Genomic DNA, 17486 nt, shown 5'->3' with positions numbered 1-17486 from the left:
TTATATTAATGATCATTATGGCTTATGGCAAGCAGACTTCAAAAAAATAATGAAACATTGCACAAATAAACACAGTAAAACAATTATTCAAGAAATAATGCCTGATAAAGAAGATTATTTTTTTATCAAACCACAACATTCCGCTTTTTTTCAAACACCGCTGCAATCTTTGCTTCATGAACTAGACAAAACATGTCTCATTATAGCAGGAATTGCCGGAGATATCTGTATCCTTTTCACTGCTAAGGATGCATACATGTATAAATATGATATGCATATTCCAAAAAACTGTATGGCATCGGAAGACAAAGATGGAAATGATTATGCACTTTATTTAATGCGTTCTGTAATGAAAGCAAAAACAGATCCCATTTAAAAGAATATATTAGATTCTCCCTTCATAAAATGGATTAGGATACAACTTAAGGGAGAGATTTTGATGCAAACGTATGTTATTAAAACTGGAGATACCTTACGTGCTATTGCGGATAAATATGGTACAACTATCGATGCTCTGGTAAATGCAAATGAGCTTGATGCACCAAACCAATTAGTTGTGGGACAATCATTAGTTATTCCAATTATTGGCCAATTTTATTTTGTTAAGTCTGGGGATAGCTTATATTCCATAGCCCAAAAGTTTAATATGTCCTATCAAGAGCTTGCGGAGATAAACAACTTTCCTGTCCATAACGTTCTTCCTATTGGCTTTCGGTTATATATACCAGAACAGCCGAAGAGACAAATTACTTCACTTGGCTATATCGCACCTAGTGGGGACAATGTTTCACAAACTTTAGAAAACGCTGCAAGAAAAACAACGCCATATCTGACCTATCTTGCACTTTTTAGCTATACGGTTAATCGTGATGGGAGCCTCACTCCTCCACCAATAGGTAATTTAAAAGAAATAGCTAATTCAAACGATTCATCATTAACACTCGTTGTAACAAACCTTGAGGAGGGTGGATTTAGTACGGAACTCGCCCATATCATCTTGACTGTTCAAGCGGTGCAAAATACGCTTCTGGATAATATTATGAATACAGCAGAAACTGTTGGTTACAAGGATATACACTTTGATTTTGAATATATACAGCCAGAAGATAGAAAAGCTTATAATAATTTTTTACGAAAGGCGAAGGAAAGATTTTCCCAAGCAGGGCTGTTATTGTCAACAGCATTAGCACCAAAAACTAGTGCTAAACAAAAAGGAACATTGTATGAGGCACATGACTATGCAGCACACGGGGAAATTGCCGATTTCGTTGTTTTAATGACATATGAATGGGGATATACGTATGGACCACCGATGGCTATCTCACCAATAGATGAGGTGCGAAAAGTTGTCGAATATGCATTAAGTGAAATGCCGGCAAATAAAATATTATTAGGTCAAAATTTATATGGCTACAACTGGGAACTCCCTTACGAAGAAGGTGTAGCGGCTCAAGCATTAAGTCCACAACAAGCCATTAATCTGGCACGCGAACAACGCGCAGAGATTCAGTTTGATCCAGGTGCACAAGCTCCCTTTTTCATTTATACAAGTGCAGAAGGAACCAGACATGAAGTATGGTTTGAAGATGCAAGGTCTATCCAAGCCAAATTTGACCTTATTAAATCATACAGTTTAAAGGGAATTGCGTATTGGAAACTTGGTCTAGCATTTCCACAAAACTGGTTACTACTCTCAGATAATTTTACAGTTACTAAAAATACAGGTATAGAAGGCATATGATATAAGAAGAAAAATCATATGCCTCACTCTTTTTCTAATTCATCGAGGATTCCAAATTTCAATCTGGCGAAAAAAACCTGTAGAATCCTTTGGATACATATTGGTATTAAAGGATTTTTTATTTTAATAGTGCCAATGCCTCTTTGTTAAATGCAGGAATATCCTTTGGTTCACGGCTGGTGACGAGCTGGTTGTTACAAACAACAACTTCTTCGTCTTGCACAAGAGCACCCGCATATTCCATATCCACATGAATCGATTTAAACCCAGTTGCTTTACGTCCCTCCAGGGCTTTCGCTGTTATGAGAAGCTGCGGACCATGACATATAGCAAAGACTGGCTTTTTCACGTCCATAAAGTGTTTTGCAAATGCTACAAACCGATCATCCGCACGCAGTTGATCTGGTGAAAACCCACCTGGGATAAATAAAGCATCAAATTCATCTGGATTAACATCATCAATGGAAGCATCAATGGTAACTTTTGATTCCTTATTCTTTCCTTTTACCTTCTTTCCCTGTTCTTTTTCCATGGTTACCACTTCATGCCCATTATCTTTAAACGCCTTGACAGGGGCTTTGTACTCGATATCCTCGAACATATCTGTTAAAATACATGCTATTTTACTCATGGTGATACGCTCCTTCATTATAGGCTATATAAGGTGTATTCCACGTGATGTGGAAATAAAACATGTCATCCTGCCCCCCTACTTATTCACGTATTCCCATGAGCCGAAGCAATTCGTCATCGTTAACTACCAAATCTCTGATTGTGTATTGGTCTAAAACATACAAAAACTCCTGTAGCGCTTTATTTAGCATATGCTTTAATTGACAAGCGGGAGATATAACACAATGATTTACATCTTTATCAAAGCATTCCAATATTGTAAAATCATTTTCAAATTGCCGTACAACCATTCCAACATTTATATCCTCTGGAGGTTCAGCTAAGCGGATTCCCCCATTTCTCCCTCTTATTGTTTCAATATAACCAAGCTTATTTAGTTCAAACACAATCTTACCTAAATGATGTTGAGAAATAAAAAAGATTTCGGATATTTCCTTAATGCTTGCTAATTTCCCTTCTGGTTTCATTGCAGTGAAAATCAGTACACGAAGTGCATAGTCTGTATATTTTTTTAATTGCATCTATATTTACCTCCTTTTTAATTATTTATTTATCTATCTTCACAATATTGTAACAGAATTTTCCTTTTAGCTATTGAATAGGATATATTTACATTATACAATAAAGATGTATTTGAAATACATGTTTATTTAACCGGTTAAGAAGTATAATCTATTATTTACAAAGGGAGTGCTTTACTTTGGTAACAAAAACAACAGTTGAGTTGGACGAACGTACTAAAGACATTATAAAAGCGACTGTACCTGTACTACAAGAACGTGGAGATGAAATAACCAAACGTTTCTATCAGTTCATGCTAAGTGAGCATCCGGAATTAAAAAATATTTTCAATCAAACCAATCAAAGAAAAGGCGATCAATCGCATGCTCTTGCTAATACGGTTTATGCTGCTGCAGCAAACATTGATCAATTAGAAAACATAATGCCTGTTGTCACACAAGTTGCCCATAAACATCGAAGCCTGAACATAAAGCCTCATCACTATCCTATCGTCGGAAAATATCTATTATTAGGCATGAAAGATGTGCTTGGTGATGCAGCAACAGATGAAGTTATTAATGCTTGGGAGAAAGCATACGGCGTCATTGCTGATGTATTTATTGATGTAGAAAGAAAAATGTATGAAGAACTTGAAAATACGGATGGCGGTTGGGTGGACTTCCGCGATTTTAAAGTAGTTAAAAAAGTTGTTGAAAGCGATGTAATTACTTCCTTTTATTTAGACGCAGCAGACGGCAAACCATTCCCTGCCCACCAAGCTGGACAATATATTACAGTGAAAGCAGATATAGAAGGAGAACCTTATACACACTTACGCCAGTACACATTGTCTTGTGCACCAGGGGAAAGATTTTACCGAATCAGTGTAAAGCGTGAGGATGCGATAGGAGATAATCCAGCAGGTATTGTCTCCAACTATTTACATGCTAACCTGGAAGAAGGCAGTATTTTACCTATTAGTGCACCATCTGGTGATTTTATCCTTGATCAAAAAGATGATAGACCACTAGTCTTAATCAGTGGCGGTGTTGGGCTGACACCAATGATGAGTATGTTAGAAACTGTGATCAAGGTACAGCCAGAACGTGAAGTACTGTTCATCCATGCGGCACAATCCGGTAAGGTCCATGCAATGAAAGATAGAGTTAAGGAAATAACAAAGGCACATAAACAAGTAAAAGCTTATACAATCTATGATCATCCAACACTGGAAGATGAAGGACAATATGATAAACTTGGCTACATTGACCAAGAGTGGCTGGAATCTGTCATACCTACATCAAATGCAGCATTTTACTTCTGTGGACCAAAAGGATTTATGCGTGCTATGTATCAACATTTAACAAACCTTGATGTAGCAGATGAAGATATTCGTTATGAGGTATTTGGTCCAGCAACAGCAATTACAGCATAATTAAAAAAATACAAGACACGTGAGTCAAGTGTACTGAACCCTAAAGTTAGACTTAAATTTTAAGCTGCTAATTGGCTGGTTTGTTTCCGGTATTCAACCGGACTCATTCCAGTCAATTTTGCTTTTATTCTCTTATGATTATAATAGTAAATATACTTGTCAATACTGTATTTTCGTGACTTACGTGTGAATTTGGTGCATGCAAATCCAAGTTTATTCATGATGCGTAAAACTTTCTTGTGATTGACAATATATTCACGGTTTCTCAGCTCGATATTAATTCTTCGGTAACCATAGTTACCGTTGTGTTCTTCAAATATATCCTGAATTACTTTTTCAATTTCTTTATCTGGGTTAGTTTCATTGAATCTTTTCTGCCAATACATATAAGTAGCCTTTGGAAATTTTGTCGCTTCAAGGATTACTGCTAGTCTGAATTCTCCTCGTAGTTCGTGGATGATTCTAGATTCTGTTTTCGCAGTCGGCTCGGAATATTTTTCCCTGAAGCTCGGAGCTTTTTTAAGTAAGCATTCTCCACACGCAGTGGTTCGCTTAGCTGGAATACCAAATTTATTGGCTAACAATTTGTATCCACCTTCACCTGCTAAATACGCTTTTACAACTGCTAGTTTAAATGCTAAATCATACTTAGCCATATAAAACACCCCTAAAATTAGACTTTTGGTCTAACTCTAGGGGTGCACATCAAAGAACGTGTCTTGTATTTTTTCATTCTAAAACCTATTTTTCTAATGTTGAAGTATCACCTGTTGGTAATCCGAGCTCCCGTGATTTTAGAAGACGACGCATAATCTTACCGCTTCGGGTCTTAGGTATAGCATCTGTCACTTCTAATTCACGTGGCGCTGCATGGGCACTTAAACCTGTTTTTACAAATTGGCGAATATCCTCCAATAATTCGGATGAATCTTCATATCCCTCGTTTAGGGAAATAAAGGCTTTAATGATTTCGCCGCGTTCAGGATGTGGCTTACCAATCACACCAGCTTCAGCCACAGCTGGATGTTCGAGCAATTTACTTTCTACTTCGAATGGCCCAACTCGTTCACCAGATGTGTTAATGACATCATCTAATCGGCCCTGGAACCAAAAATATCCGTCTTCATCGCGATAGGCACTATCACCAGAGAGGTACCAGCCATTAACAAAATAGCTCTCAAATTTACCAGGGTTATTCCAGATTTTACGCATCATTGCAGGCCAACCTTCTTTAATAGCCAGGTTACCCATTTGATTTGGCGGTAGTTCATTTCCTTCATTATCAACGATAGATGCTTCAATACCTGGAATTGGTTTTCCCATGGAACCAGGACGTATTTCTTGAGAAGGGAAATTCACAATAATATGTGCTCCAGTCTCTGTCATCCACCATGTATCATGAATTCGGTGGTTAAGCGCTTCCAATCCCCAAGTGATTACTTCCGGATTTAATGGCTCACCCACACTCATTACATGACGTAAGGATGATAAATCAAATCGTTTTACAACATCTTCTCCTGCACTAACTAACTTTCGTAATGCTGTTGGTGCTGTATACCATACGGATACATTGTATTTTTCGATTGTATCGTACCAAGCTTCTGGTGAAAATCGTCCACCACGGACAACATTTGAAACTCCTTTTAACCATGGGCCAAAAATCCCGTATGATGTTCCAGTGACCCATCCTGGATCTGCCGTACACCAGTATACATCATCATCTTTTAGATCAAGTACCCATTCTGCTGTAATATATTGTTGAATCATTATATTATGAACATGATAAACGCCTTTTGGTTTTCCAGTTGAACCAGAGGTATAATGAATGAGCATTCCATCTTCTAAGTCCACCCATTCTATATCAAAATCACTTGATGCACTTTCCATTTCTTCTTTATAATCAATATACTTATCCGCTGTTTCATTATGATTTCCGATAAGAATGATCTTTTTTAGATCCGGAAGATCCTTTTGCGGAACACGCTCCAAGAGATCTGGAGTGGTTATTAAAACTTTTGCTTCACTATCCTGCAAGCGATCGCGAACAGCTTGCTCCATAAATGCTTCAAATAGTGGTCCAGTAATCGCACCGGTTTTTATAATTCCAAAAAATGATATATAAAATTCAGGACTCCTTGGTAGAAATAGAAAAACACGATCACCTTTTTGAACATCATGCTTTTTTAATACATTTGCAAACTGATTGCTTTTTTTACTGATTTGTTCAAAGGTTAATTGTTCTTCTCTATCAGGAGATGAATAATATAAAGCAACTTTATCTTTTAATTTTGGATTTTGTGCATGTCGGTCAACAGCTTCATATGCTATATTCACCTTTCCAGTCTCATTCCAGCTGAAATGCTTTTTCGCATCCTCCCATGAGAATGTTTCTCGCATTTTATCATAATCTTGTAAATTATACTTCCCTTTCTGAGCGGGTATACGTTGCATATCCATGTTATCACCTCATGTTGTTTAGTTTGGAATTCTATTAATTTTTAAAAATTGTGTAATTACACTTTATTGTAACAATTTTGTCTATATATTTATTTTAGAACATTTTGTGACATTTTTAAAGTAATTTTGCTTAGATTGCCTATAAAAATTTTCTTATACCTCTATGAAGCTATCTTGCTTTATACAATCAGATATGATTTAATGGCATTAATAGTTAAATAACTTAATATTTTTTCATTTCACTAGGGGAGCAATTTAATTGCTGAGAGAGGTAGCTTGACCCTTTGAACCTGATCTAGTTTGCACTAGCGTAGGGAAGTGGAACATGCGATATTTGTATGCGCATAACCCATTCTTCCTACCAATGAAAGAATGGGTTTTTCGTTTCCTCTTAATCATTTTAGGAGGTCGATCGATTTAACAGTTTGGTCTTTGTTTCTAGTAAATACAGGAAAAAGGAGATATATAAAATGGAAAATTTATTCACAGACAGGTTATGGAACAAAGTAGAACCTATTTGGAAGTCTTATTTAGAACATCCTTTTGTAAAAGGACTTGGAGAAGGCTGGCTAGATCAAGAAAAATTTAAGCATTGGATGAAACAGGATTACATTTATCTTATTGAGTATTCACGTCTATTTGCTTTAGGAAGTGCGAAAGCTACAGATTTAGATACCATGACTACTTTTGCAAATCTGCTTCACGGAACATTAGATATGGAAATGGATCTTCACCGTAAATATGCAAGTAAGTTCGGCATATCCAATGAAGAATTAGAAAACACAGAAGCAGCTGCTACTACAACCGCGTATACAAGCTATATGCTAAATGTTTCGCAGCGTGGAGGCATTGAAAATGTTGTCGCCTCTGTACTTGCATGCGCTTGGAGTTATAATTACATTGGCAAGTCACTGGCGAAGCTGCCTGGTGCTTTAGAACATGAATTTTACGGAAACTGGGTACAAATGTATTCATCTGATGAATTCACAGCGTTAGCAAATGATTGTATTGATTTAATCAATACAATCGCTAAAGGTAAACCTGAGCATGAACTTGCTTTTATTGAAGAAATTGTTGTAAAAACAAGCTATTTTGAGTATATGTTCTGGGATATGGCAGAGAACAAGGAAATGTGGCCAGTAGAAGTCCGTGCTAGCGTTTAATAATAGATAAAGGTTGTCTCATTAGGTTATTACAACCTAATTTGAGACAACCTTTTTGTTTTAGGATGATTTAGCTAATTTACTTTCTTTTCGTTTTTCATTTTCAGAAATGACATATGCACAAGCTGCATCTCCGGTAATATTGAGTGAAGTCCGAAGCATATCTAAAAGACGATCAACCCCTACTATAAGTGCGACACCTTCAACTGGAAGACCAATTTGATTCAAGACCATAGCCAGCATAATTAACCCGACACTTGGTACACCAGCAGTTCCAATACTTGCCAGTGTAGCTGTCAGAACCACCATTAACATATCGTTTAGTCCGAGAGGGATTGCATAGACTTGGGATATAAACACCGTTGCTACGGCTTGCATAATTGCAGTCCCATCCATATTAATCGTAGCTCCAAGCGGTTGCACAAAACTACTAATAGACTTTTTAATACCTAGTTTTTCCTGGGCAATTTTCATCGAAACTGGTAATGCTGCACTTGAGCTAGATGTACTAAATCCAACAGACATAGCAGGAAAAAATTCTTTAAAAAACTTAGATGGTTTTGCTTTTCCAATTCCCCATATTGCCAAGCTATAGGTGATCGCTCCATGTAAAATTAATGTTAAGATTACAGCAAACATATACATGGCCATTGATCCTAATGCATCTAATCCTGCATCACCTATTGCTGAAGCAACCAAGGCAAATGCACCATATGGAGCCGTTTTCATAACTGCGTTAACAATGTAGATTAATATATCATTTGCTTGTTCAAATAATTGATATATTCCTTTCGTCTTCTCCCCTAACACAGCTAGTGCGACCCCTATAAAAATAGCAAAAGCAATAATTTGAAGCATATTCCCTGTTGTCATTGCTTCAAATGGATTTTCCGGAATAATATTTACGATTGTTTCCATAATAGGTGGAGCTGATTGCTCTTCAAAATCAGCTTTATTCGTCTCAAACACCCCGGCTTTACCAGGTTCCAGTAAAGTGCCTATCCCTAGCCCAAGCATCAACGCTATTGCTGTTGTAACTAGGTAAAAGGCAATCGTTTGAGCACCAATTTTACCCAGTTTACCCGGATCGCCAATTCCTGCGGTACCGAGAACAATGGAGACAAAAACAATTGGTACAACGATCATCATAATTAAATTTAAAAATAGCTGCCCAACAGGATTTAATGCATATTTATCTATGATTACGAACAAGTCGGAAGAAGTAAAGTTAAGGCCTATACCAACAATTACACCAAGAATAAGTGCAATAATAATCTTTTTTGTTAAACTCATATTATTCATTGTCCTTTCTTCTTGTTGTTAAGTAAATCAGATTAATGATTGGAAAGATGGGTTATACAGGTTCGAGGTATAAAAAAGAACAACTAGGCAGGAATTAAAACTAAGATACATGGTATGGAAGCCGACCTTTTTCATATTAACACACTTCGATTGTTTTTGTAACATCTATTCTCCGGGCTTCAACCTTCCTAATCGCAATGGAATTTTTTGTTGGAAGTTATACAGAAGGAAATACTTTGAGAAAAGATCATTCTATCATTAAGCTAGTAACAGGGAGTAATTCTAAATTTCGAGGGTTTCATCCAATACAGAACCGGTAAATTGACTACACGGAGCATCTTTTAAATATCATAGATGATCCGTGATATCGTTTTTCTAGTCATTTTGCTTATGTGAAGCGAGCTCTTATTTTCCCAGAAATAAGATCAATCAGCGTAACCATCAAAATAATTCCAAGTAAAATAACACCCACTCTTTCCCAGTCGCGTACACTTAAAGCGAAAATAAGCGGTGTTCCAATTCCGCCCGCGCCAATGATTCCTAAAACAGTCGCAGCACGTACATTCACTTCAAACCGGTATAAAATAAAAGAAAAAAAGTTTGGTAATACTTGGGGTACAACGGCAAACATAAATGTTTTGATCGGGTTTGCACCAGTAGCGGTTAATGCTTCTTTTGCATTTAAATCAACACTTTCTACACTCTCTGAAATTAACTTACCAAGCATACCTACAGCACCAATCCCCAGTGCTAGCACACCTGCGAATGCACCTGGACCAACTGCTTTTATAAATAGTAATGCTAGAACAATATCTGGAAAAACTCGTATAAAACTTAAAATAAATTTGCTTATTCCCACCGTAGCTTTTGACTTTACTATATTTTTGGAAGCCATAAATGAAAATGGAACACAAAGAATGGCCGCGATAAATGTGCCGAGCAAGGCAATCGCTAGTGTATCAAGCAATCCTCGAAGCAAATCTTCCCCACCAGGATCATATACATATCCCCAGTCTGGATGAAATAGTCCAGAAAAAATAGCTGATATAACCTCAAGCGATGTTTCTTTTAATTCTACTATAGGTAAACCAGCAAAGGCCCATATGTAAATGCATAATATTGCCATCATAATGCTTATTCGCCGTACTCGACTCATGTTAACTTCTCCCTTATTTTCGTACTAAGGTAATCGATCAATAATACAACAATTAATGTATACATAATAATAGAAGCTGTTTTCCCATAATCCAGAAAACCAAGTGTCTGTTCGTAGTATAAACCGATTCCTCCGGCACCGACTAAACCTAATACTGCAGCTGCCCGAATATTGATCTCAAACGTATATAAAAAGAAAGAGGTAAAGGATGCCATTACTTGTGGTACCACTCCAAAAAATATCCATTTGATCTTATTTGCCCCAACAGCTGTCATCGCTTCCATAGGACCCGGGTCAATAGATTCAACAGATTCATAAAATAGTTTTGCAATAATACCTAGAGAGAATAATGTTAATGCAAATATCCCAGGAATCGGCCCAATACCGAAAACAGCGACGAATAAGGCCGCTAATAATAGTTCAGGCAGTGTTCGGATTAAATTTAATATAAACCTAGCTGGAACAGTTATCCATATAGAATGGAAAACATTTCGAGCCGCTAAAATAGAAAGAGGAAAGGCAATTATTCCACCAATTGTTGTACCGATGATAGCCATTCGTATCGTTTCAAGTAAGGGGGAAGTAATCACCGAAAAATATGCCCAATCAGGGGGCACTAATTGAACAATTAAATCCCACATATTTGGAAGCCCATGAATCAATTCTGTAAATGAAAACCCGATTTGCCAGCTACTCCCAAGTACAAGTAATAAAACAAGTAGAGATGTGACGATTGGCTTTAATTTTGATGGGGAAGCGGAGATTTCAGCCGTTTGCTGTGTTTTCAATTCTTTCATATTGTTCCATCCCCATCCTTTCACTTGTTTTATCAGCTTTTCCGTATATTTCAGCAAATGCTTCATCGGTTGCTTCATCAGCTTTTCCGTCAAATACTACCTTTCCTGCTTTTAACCCAATAATTCGATTGGCGTATTTCCTCGCTATTTCGATATCATGTAAATTGACGACCATTGTCATGTTTAACTCTTGGTTTATACGCAGCAAGTCATCCATCACCTGTCCCGTCATCATCGGATCTAATGAAGCTACTGGTTCATCTGCTAGAATCAGTTTTGGCTCTTGTGCTAGTGCACGAGCAATGGACACTCTTTGTTGTTGGCCACCAGATAATTGATCAGCCCTCATAGATGCTTTTTCAGGAATATTTACACGACGTAAAGCTTCCATTGCTAGTTGTTTATCCTTTTTAGGAAATAGTCCAAGGATCATTCGTAAAGTGGAATGATATCCGACTCGTCCAGATAAAACATTTCTCATTACTGTTGAGCGATGTACGAGATTAAAATTCTGAAAAATCATTCCGATATCGCGTCGGATACGATAAAGTTCATTCCCTTTTGCCTTTGTAATCGATTTGTTATTTATAAAAATTTCACCTTCACTTATTTCGTGAAGTCGATTAATGGATTGAAGAAAAGTAGATTTTCCCGCGCCTGATAGGCCAACAATAACAACAAATTCTCCTTCACCGATGTGCAGGTTAATATTATGTAATCCATGTATTCCATTTGGATAAATTTTTGAAACATGTTTAAACGCTATCAAAGTTTCCCCTACTTTCTAAACTTGAGTAAAAGGAGGCTGACCAGATAAATATCCAAGCAGCCTTCCCTTATTATTCAGTTATTATGTTAAGGTGTTTTTTCTGATAAATCGTTTATTGCTCTATTTCTTCGCTTACCTTCTCTTCATATTCTCTAACAATGTCAAAGTTACTGTCTTTTGACTCCACATATCCTTCGTGAGAATAGATATCTTGGATGATTTTACGGCCTTCTTCATCTTTTCCAATTGCAATAAACGCATCCTTTATTTTCTCTTTCGTCTCATCATTAATTTCTGGACGAATGGTTACTGTGTCATTTGGAATATCTTCCGTAAACTTAATAATTCTTGTTTCATCAAATACATTTTCATAATCCTCTTTTACGATATTACGTGCATCCTGAAATGTAACTGCTGCATCAATATCACCATTTAGAAGAGAAATAACTGCTTGGTCATGACCTTTTAGTGTTACGGACTCAACATCATTTAATGGATGAATGCCTACATCCATTAAAGTAGCAGCAGGCCAAACAAAACCCGCAGATGATGTTACGTTTTGATAGCCAATTTTTTTCCCTTTTAAATCTTCTACAGATTGAATATCAGAATCTTCTCGGACAATGAAAATAGATTTATAAGAATCAACAAGTTCATCTGTATCTGAACCATCATCATTTACACCGTAGCGCTGTGCTTGTAAAATAACATCTGCTGCACTTTGCTCTTTAGCAAGTACATATGCAGTCGGAGGCAAGAAGCCAACATCAACCTGCTCTGAATCCATCGCCTCGATTATCGTGTTATAATCAGTTGATACGCTAACTTTAACAGGAATGTCCAATTCATTACTTAGTAATTCTTCTAAAGGTTTAGCTTTTGCTTCTAATGTATCCGCATTTTGTGAAGGAACGAATTGAACAGATAATTCTTCAAGTTTTTCTTCGCCTTTTTCTGCTTTAGCTGCTTCATCTTCGCCCCCGCATGCCGATAGAATACCTAATGAAAGTAATAATATGAATCCTAAAGATGCTAATTTTTTCATGCTTTTGCCCCCAATTTGTTTTATTTAAATTTATATTGTTAATATAATCTAGCTAATGCACAATCGTAGGAAGCTCAACTAAAATTTGCTTAACACGATCCCTTCCTTTTTATATTTTTATTTCATGTTTGAGTATACAAAAGGTTTGTTTACTCAGTATGAATGTAGTGTTAATTTTATGTAAAATTGGTAATTTATGTAATAAACAATCAGAGGAATTTTGCCACATTCTCTATTAAGAGAATGATCATTTCTGCCTTTAAATGAGAAAACCCAAGCCGATTAGCTTGGGTTTCCTTTATTTACAATAACTTTGAAGTTCTCTGTTTTCGTTGCTTCTACAGTTGTATATTTCTCAAAATATTCCCTTATTAACGCAGCAGCTTCCTTTTGAATTTCTTTTACGATGGGCTTATATTGAAACATATCATAATCTCCACCGCCGCTTGCTCTATAGTTATTTAAAACCACGTTAAAGTGTTCATGTTCCAATATCGGCTTGCCGCGATAGTTTAATGTTTTAATTCTGTCTCCAACAGGTCTGGCTACGTTAATGGTATAGGTGATCCCTTCCCACATATCATAATTATAATGCTGCGGCTTTGGATGCTCATAGGCAGGGTTAACAATAATTGCATCTTGATCATCAAGTGTAAAATAGGCTGCACTTTTTTCCAATGCCGCTTTGATATCTTGACCTTTTAATTTTAAGACAACGAGTGTATTCGGATAAATATAATTAGATACAATATCTCTCACTGTAACAGTAGAAGGAAATCCTTTGGAGTTGTTATCAAACAATGAAGTAACAGATATATCAGCCCCACTTGCCTCTATTTGTACATTTTGGATAAATTCTATAAATGGATGTTTCGTCAACCTGGCAAAGAAAGGATCATCAATTGTCATATCGCCTTTTATATAGCCAACTGGCTGATCAAGCCATTGCTGCGTCGATTTCTCTATGTCAGCTGTTGTTTTTAAAATATCAGGATCAGGTGGAATGTTGTGTAAGGATTGAATAAAGGCTTTTTTTTGCCTGATTTTCCAACCATCCCCACTTTTTCCAAACATGATTCCCACTTCTCCGTAAGCAGTCCCATTACTTCCTGGCTGCACAACTAAAACATTATTGACAGTTTCAGTTAATTGCCGGTGCTGATGGCCGGTAAGCAACACATCTATTCCTTCGATCTGACACATTGCATAGCCTTGATTTTCACCTGTTGAAACTTCTGTTGCTTCGCCTGTTTCAATATCACGCTCGAATCCACCATGATAAGCAGCGACAACCAAATCAGGGTGCTCATTTTCCCGTACATAGGTAACCCATGACTTTAAAGTAGTAAATGCATCCGAAAAGTGAATGCCTGCTATATGATCCGGCGATTCCCAATTGGGGATGTAATGTGTAGTTACGCCTATAATGGCGACTTTTATGCCGTTTTTTAATCTTTTTATCACATAAGGAGGGCCATATTTTGGTTTGTTTATTTTAGTATCAATAACATTAGCAGCAATCCAAGGATAATTTGACTGGTTAATAGCTGATTGTAGTATTTGTTTGCCGAAATTAAATTCATGATTTCCGATAACGCCAGCATCAATGTTAATCATGTTCATCGCTTGAATCAATGGATTTATTTCATTAGCGTACTGCTTTACAAAATGTGTCATTAGTGGTGTCCCTTGAATAAGATCTCCATTATCAAGCACGATAACGTTATCAGTCTTGCTCCGAATTTGCTTTACAGCAGTTGCATATCTAGATAATCCGCTAGCCGCTTGTTCATTTGTTCCATAATGAATGGGCATAATATGACCATGAATATCACTTGTATATAAAATTTTCAGCTCAACAACATTGCTGTTTTTCAACATCAACATCCTTTCTAATCCAAATAGGGAAAGGTGGGGCAGTTTTTTGAGGAAGACGTCTATCTTAAATGAAATAAAAAACGGTGGCAACGATAACAATTGTTAATATTAACCTCACCTCTTTATTAAATACTATTTAGAGAAAAATAACTAGATGAGTCTTAAGAAATTTACGAGAATTTAACAAAGTCCCTTGCAAAAAAGAGAAATGGAAAAATGGAAACAATATACTGGATTATATCATTAAACAATTTCTATTACTTAATACCACCCAAGGTTGAATATCCAAAAGACAAGAAACATACATTATAGGTGGAGTTAAATAACTGATTAGAGGATAGGTGATTACATGGATGAGAAGACATCAAGAAACCAAAAGCCTGTTGATAAAAATGTTAAAAATGAGCGATTAGATCAGTATCGCGTTAAAAACACTGGGAAGCCAATGACAACAAATCAAGGGAGAAAAATTTCAGACGATCAAGACCAATTAAAAGCTGGTGAACGCGGTCCTTCATTACGCCAAGACTGGCACTTTTTTGAAAAAATGACTCATTTCGTCCGTGAAAGGATACCACCAAGAGTTGTTCATGCAAGAGGTTACGGGGCACATGGTGAATTTGTATGTTATGATTCTATGAAACAGTTTACAAAAGCTGGATTTTTGCAGGAACCTGGTAAAAAGACTCCTGTATTTGTCCGTTTTTCTACCGTCCAAGGGGACAGAGGGTCTAAGGATACGGCAAGGGATTTACGTTGCTGGGGTACTAAGTTTTATACAGAAGAAGGAAATTACGATCTGACAACGATTGCTATGCCTGTATTAATTAATATTGATGCGATGAAATTTCCGGATGCTATGCATGCCTATCAATCTGAGCCACGTACTGATATGCCAACAGCTTCTGGGGCACATGACAATTTTTGGGATTATGTAGCCAATAACCCGGAAGCGCTTCACATGGTGCAATGGATTATGTCTGATCGGGGCATTATAAGTAGTTATCGAATGATGGAATCATGGTCGATTAATACGTACCTATTTGTCAACGAACAAGAGGTACCAACCTTTGTAAGGTTTGTTTGGAAGCCTGTCCTCGGAGTCCATTCCCTTCTTCAGGATGAAGCACAGAAAATCGGAGGAATCGATCCGGACTTCCACCGGCGGGATCTAAAAGGGGCGATTGACCGCGGGGCTTATCCTGAATATGAATTAGGTGTCCAACTGATTCCAATGGAGGATGAATTCAAATACGACTTTGATGTTCTCGATCCTTCGAAGTTTTGGCCCGAAGAAGTTGTCCCTGTTCACCTTATCGGTAAGATGACATTAAATAGAAACGTTGATAATGCCTTTGCGGAATTAGAACAAGTAGCATTTAACCCTGCAAATGTCGTTCCGGGAATTGATTTTTCTAATGATCCCGTCCTGCAGGGAAGGTTAATTGCTTATCAAAGTGCACAATACCATCGACTTGGTAGCGGTAATTTTCAGGATTTACCGATCAATCAACCGATCTGTCCGTTTCATAATAATCAACGACAAGGCTATATGAGATATCGAATCGATGTTGATCATGTAAATTATCATGAAAATTCGCTAGCAAATAACACGCCATACACAACTCCCCCAGAAAAAGGTGGCTACGCTCATTATCCAAAAAAAGTGGAAGGACACGTCACACGTAACCGAAGCGAATCGTTCAAGGATTACTTTACGCAACCAAGAATTTTCTGGAATAGTATGACACCTGTTGAAAAGCAGCACACCATGGAAGCCTTTAGCTATCAACTTGGAAAAGTAAAAAGCGAATCTGTACGCCAACAAAATGTCAATTTGTTAGTCAACGTAGATAAGGAAATGGCCTGCATCATTGCTGATAATATTGGTGTCGATCGCCCAAGTGGATCCCATGTTCCTGTTTCTACAAGTTACCCTTCTCTAAGCCAGGCAAATACACCGCATTATGCATATACGCAAAAAGTAGGTGTACTGATTGGCAATGGTTTTAACGGTAATGAGGTAACAAATACGATTACCTTTTTACAACAATGTGGCGTTATTGTTGTAATTGTAAGTGAAACGCTTGGTACAATCACAGGTACTGATGGTACCAAGCTTAAAGTCGATGAAACATTTCTTACTTCAAGTCCTTATTTGCTTGATTCACTCTATGTCGTTGGCGGCAGTTCTAAGAATCAGGCAAAATTTAATCAAGAAATGATGCATTTTGTACAAAATGCATATAAACACTATAAACCAATCGGTATTGCTTCAACTGGGCAGTCTTTTATTCAGTCATCAGAGAAAAACAACTTAGCTGGTGTCATTTTTGCTGCTAATAATCCGAATTTCAAGGATGAATTCGTATCCGCAATCGCCAAGCAACGTTTCTGGAAAAGAAAATAGAATAGGGAGTACGTTTCATATAGAAAAGAGCAACCAGTTATAGTGGCGACCCCTAAAAGTTAGAGTTTTTATTATGCAGCTGATTGGCTGGATTGAGTTCGGTATTCGACCGGACTCAGTCCAGTCAATTTTGCTTTTGATCATACGTGGTTATACCAATAGATGTAATCTTCAATTCGTCGTTTTAATTCTTCATAGC

Annotated in this window: 15 protein-coding genes, 1 pseudogene and 1 riboswitch; of the genes and pseudogenes, 5 read left to right on the top strand and 11 right to left on the bottom strand. The window is 37.1% G+C overall.

Going from position 1 to position 17486, the window contains the following annotated elements; translation table 11 throughout:
- Together GZ63_RS0108925 and GZ63_RS0108920 are read left to right on the top strand one after the other, a co-directional pair.
- On the top strand, nt 1–376 hold a 376-nt coding region (locus tag GZ63_RS0108925; protein ID WP_029268742.1), incomplete at its 5' end, for an isochorismatase family cysteine hydrolase.
- A 63-nt stretch (nt 377–439) separates the two neighbouring features.
- On the top strand, nt 440–1741 hold the full coding sequence (locus GZ63_RS0108920; RefSeq protein WP_029268739.1) for a glycoside hydrolase family 18 protein: 1302 nt from the start codon (nt 440–442) through the stop codon (nt 1739–1741).
- A gap of 118 nt (nt 1742–1859) precedes the next feature.
- Here GZ63_RS0108920 and GZ63_RS0108915 read toward each other — a convergent pair whose 3' ends face one another.
- Nucleotides 1860–2372 (bottom strand): type 1 glutamine amidotransferase domain-containing protein, encoded by a 513-nt coding sequence (locus tag GZ63_RS0108915; protein ID WP_029268737.1) that lies wholly within the window; start codon nt 2370–2372, stop codon nt 1860–1862.
- 82 nt (nt 2373–2454) lie between these two features.
- The gene (locus GZ63_RS0108910; protein ID WP_029268735.1) at nt 2455–2895 is read right to left on the bottom strand and encodes an Rrf2 family transcriptional regulator; all 441 of its coding nucleotides are present in this window, start codon (nt 2893–2895) and stop codon (nt 2455–2457) included.
- A 179-nt stretch (nt 2896–3074) separates the two neighbouring features.
- On the opposite strand from GZ63_RS0108910, the gene hmpA reads away from it, so the two are divergent.
- Nucleotides 3075–4310: an NO-inducible flavohemoprotein gene (hmpA, locus tag GZ63_RS0108905; RefSeq protein WP_029268733.1), complete on the top strand. Its 1236-nt coding sequence runs from the start codon at nt 3075–3077 to the stop codon at nt 4308–4310.
- A 59-nt stretch (nt 4311–4369) separates the two neighbouring features.
- Here the strand turns inward: hmpA and GZ63_RS18930 are convergent, their stop codons facing one another.
- The 3 genes and pseudogenes from GZ63_RS18930 to acsA form a co-directional block, all read right to left on the bottom strand.
- Nucleotides 4370–4534 (bottom strand): IS3 family transposase, encoded by a 165-nt coding sequence (locus GZ63_RS18930; protein ID WP_390337667.1) that lies wholly within the window; start codon nt 4532–4534, stop codon nt 4370–4372.
- A pseudogene (locus tag GZ63_RS18925) lies at nt 4517–4696 on the bottom strand (IS3 family transposase); the annotation flags it as partial. The pseudogene GZ63_RS18925 and the gene GZ63_RS18930, both read right to left, overlap by 18 nt.
- A gap of 355 nt (nt 4697–5051) precedes the next feature.
- Nucleotides 5052–6767 carry an acetate--CoA ligase gene (gene acsA, locus GZ63_RS0108895; RefSeq protein WP_029268729.1) on the bottom strand — a complete coding sequence of 572 codons (1716 nt, stop codon included), beginning with the start codon at nt 6765–6767 and terminating at the stop codon, nt 5052–5054.
- Nucleotides 6768–7001: 234 nt separating this feature from the next.
- Nucleotides 7002–7101, top strand: a riboswitch (TPP riboswitch).
- 136 nt (nt 7102–7237) lie between these two features.
- On the opposite strand from acsA, the gene tenA reads away from it, so the two are divergent.
- Entirely contained in the window at nt 7238–7930 is a 693-nt protein-coding gene (tenA, locus tag GZ63_RS0108890; protein WP_029268727.1) for a thiaminase II, read from the top strand.
- A gap of 60 nt (nt 7931–7990) precedes the next feature.
- On the opposite strand, the gene GZ63_RS0108885 is transcribed toward tenA, so the two are convergent.
- The 6 genes from GZ63_RS0108885 to GZ63_RS0108860 form a co-directional block, all read right to left on the bottom strand.
- On the bottom strand, nt 7991–9223 hold the full coding sequence (locus tag GZ63_RS0108885) for a dicarboxylate/amino acid:cation symporter (RefSeq protein WP_029268725.1): 1233 nt from the start codon (nt 9221–9223) through the stop codon (nt 7991–7993).
- Nucleotides 9224–9620: 397 nt separating this feature from the next.
- Nucleotides 9621–10388: a phosphonate ABC transporter, permease protein PhnE gene (gene phnE / locus GZ63_RS0108880; protein WP_029268724.1), complete on the bottom strand. Its 768-nt coding sequence runs from the start codon at nt 10386–10388 to the stop codon at nt 9621–9623.
- A complete protein-coding gene (gene phnE, locus GZ63_RS0108875) occupies nt 10385–11185 on the bottom strand; it encodes a phosphonate ABC transporter, permease protein PhnE (protein WP_029268721.1) in 801 nt (266 codons plus the stop codon). The genes phnE (GZ63_RS0108880) and phnE (GZ63_RS0108875) overlap by 4 nt, the downstream gene beginning before the upstream one ends.
- Complete coding sequence (phnC, locus tag GZ63_RS0108870; protein WP_038221109.1) at nt 11154–11954, bottom strand: phosphonate ABC transporter ATP-binding protein; 801 nt, start codon at nt 11952–11954, stop codon at nt 11154–11156. The genes phnE (GZ63_RS0108875) and phnC overlap by 32 nt, the downstream gene beginning before the upstream one ends.
- A gap of 112 nt (nt 11955–12066) precedes the next feature.
- Nucleotides 12067–12999, bottom strand: coding sequence for a phosphate/phosphite/phosphonate ABC transporter substrate-binding protein (locus GZ63_RS0108865; protein WP_029268718.1), 933 nt, complete (start codon nt 12997–12999; stop codon nt 12067–12069).
- Between the two features lie 282 nt (nt 13000–13281).
- A complete protein-coding gene (locus tag GZ63_RS0108860; protein WP_084179147.1) occupies nt 13282–14880 on the bottom strand; it encodes a bifunctional metallophosphatase/5'-nucleotidase in 1599 nt (532 codons plus the stop codon).
- 346 nt (nt 14881–15226) lie between these two features.
- Between GZ63_RS0108860 and GZ63_RS0108855 the strand changes: the two genes are divergently transcribed.
- The gene (locus GZ63_RS0108855) at nt 15227–17287 is read left to right on the top strand and encodes a catalase (protein WP_029268714.1); all 2061 of its coding nucleotides are present in this window, start codon (nt 15227–15229) and stop codon (nt 17285–17287) included.
- Nucleotides 17288–17486: the final 199 nt, after the last annotated feature.

The sequence above is a fragment of the Virgibacillus alimentarius genome, assembly GCF_000709085.1.
Lineage (GTDB): Bacteria > Bacillota > Bacilli > Bacillales > Amphibacillaceae > Virgibacillus_B > Virgibacillus_B alimentarius.
The sequence above is the reverse complement of the archived record's forward strand: the minus strand, read 5'-3'. Positions and strand labels throughout refer to the sequence as shown.